Genomic DNA, 1,623 nt, shown 5'->3' with positions numbered 1-1,623 from the left:
TTGACATTTATAGTTTCAAAATATCTTTCCGTTATTAGTTGTTTGTCTTTATTCCAACTCATATTTTGAATTCAGTTACTTAATTGCAGATAACGGCTCGGGCATGGTGTCGCAGGCAGATTGCGTCGCAGATGCCTGTGAACTATGCCCCTTGTTGTAGGGCGTTTTATTTATTTCTTTTCAATTTCAAGGATATTCCTAATTCTCTAGGATCGTTTGGTAAAATCGTATAATTGAGAATTATTGAGTCTTCATTTACTATTTTTAATTTACTAAAATCTGTCTCCAATTCTTGAATTATATTAACTTCATATGTTCTCGAATTCTCTATCGCTAATATTTCTACATACATTGGACAACTAGTAACTTCAGAAGTTTGAGGGAAAAATTCTTCAAAAGTGAAATTGGGGTATATTCCAATAATATTCATTGAAATCGGCTTTATCTTTTTATTCGATTCTTCAAATCCTAACCAATTTCCAGATAAGTCAATTTTAAATTCTTGTCCAACTACATTTGGCAGACAAAAAGATATTAGAGTAAAAATTAAAATCTTAAACATTATATAGATTTTGAACCCAATGCCCTACAACGAATCGGGCATGGTTTTGCACTTGGATCGTGTTGACGGTTAGTGCGGTGTGAACTATGCCCCTTGTTGTGTGTTTTTAATTATATTCATCTATAGACACGTATTTTCTCCGAGCCACTTCGGATTATACACACCAGAATCTAACAATACTTCCAGTGCATTTAAATTATCCTTATATTCTTCATCATTAGGGTAATCTTTGATAATTTCTTTATTTTCAATTATAGCATCTTGAATAGCTTTAATATATTCTTTTCTAGTTATATCTCCTGAAATTTTGATATCTGATGCTAATTCATACGAAAGTATATTACTAAATACGTGTTCAGAGGGACCATCATCTTCAGCACTAGGCATAGAACCAATTATCCTAGCCCCCTTATAGTATATTTGTATTCCAAAAGGTTTATCCTTATGATAATACCCTTCAGTTCGTAAAAACTCATGAGAAGTATCTCCTTCCCAACCTTCTTCTTCTCCATATACATAATTTCGAACTCTATAAATCACCTCAAAATCACCTTTCCCTTCCTCCCAAAACTTTTGTTTACCATGCAGAACCCCTTTAAAATAAGTGTTTTCAGAAATTTTACAGCCTTCGATACTAAATCGAAATTCTTTACCATGTTTCAAACCTTTTTTGAAGGTGGTAATACTGTCAATAAAAAAAAGGTTTGGAAAAGGACAATCAGGTTTGATACCCTTGTCTTCATATGCATAATTTCTTTTAAAAGGTTCATAATAGCTGACAGCTACACTATCGTAAGGATATAAATCCTCTTCAAATTTGTTATTAACCTGTTGTTTGCATGAAACAACTATTATCAATAGTAAAACTACAGTAGCTAATCTCATAAAATTCTTATTATTACACACAACGAATCGGGCATGGTATCGCAGGCAGATTGCGTCGCAATACTGACTGTGAAATATGCACCTTGTTGGGAGTAGTTTTTATTTCAGAATTAAATAAAGGATCAGTAACAAAGACCCTCCTAATATTATTGTGCTTACAAATATGCTTAAAGCCG

The 1,623-nt window shown here is 32.7% G+C and carries 2 protein-coding genes; both read right to left on the bottom strand.

Annotated features, from left to right (window positions below; all coding sequences use genetic code 11):
* Positions 1-166 precede the first annotated feature (166 nt).
* Positions 167-562, bottom strand: a complete 396-nt coding sequence (locus tag BC781_RS25350) for a hypothetical protein (protein WP_109623363.1) — start codon at positions 560-562, stop codon at positions 167-169.
* A 120-nt stretch (positions 563-682) separates the two neighbouring features.
* Positions 683-1,447 (bottom strand): hypothetical protein, encoded by a 765-nt coding sequence (locus BC781_RS25345; protein ID WP_109623361.1) that lies wholly within the window; start codon positions 1,445-1,447, stop codon positions 683-685.
* Between the last annotated feature and the right edge of the window lie 176 nt (positions 1,448-1,623).

It is taken from the genome of Sediminitomix flava (assembly GCF_003149185.1).
GTDB classification, from domain to species: Bacteria; Bacteroidota; Bacteroidia; order Cytophagales; family Flammeovirgaceae; genus Sediminitomix; species Sediminitomix flava.
Note: the sequence above shows the minus strand (reverse complement) of the source record. Positions and strands in the feature narration are given on the sequence as shown.

Excerpts from the sequence above, each read along its gene's own strand:
- BC781_RS25350 (WP_109623363.1), bottom strand. The coding sequence starts at position 562 with ATGTTTAAGATTTTAATTTTTACTCTAATATCTTTTTGTCTGCCAAAT.
- BC781_RS25345 (WP_109623361.1), bottom strand. The coding sequence starts at position 1,447 with ATGAGATTAGCTACTGTAGTTTTACTATTGATAATAGTTGTTTCATGC.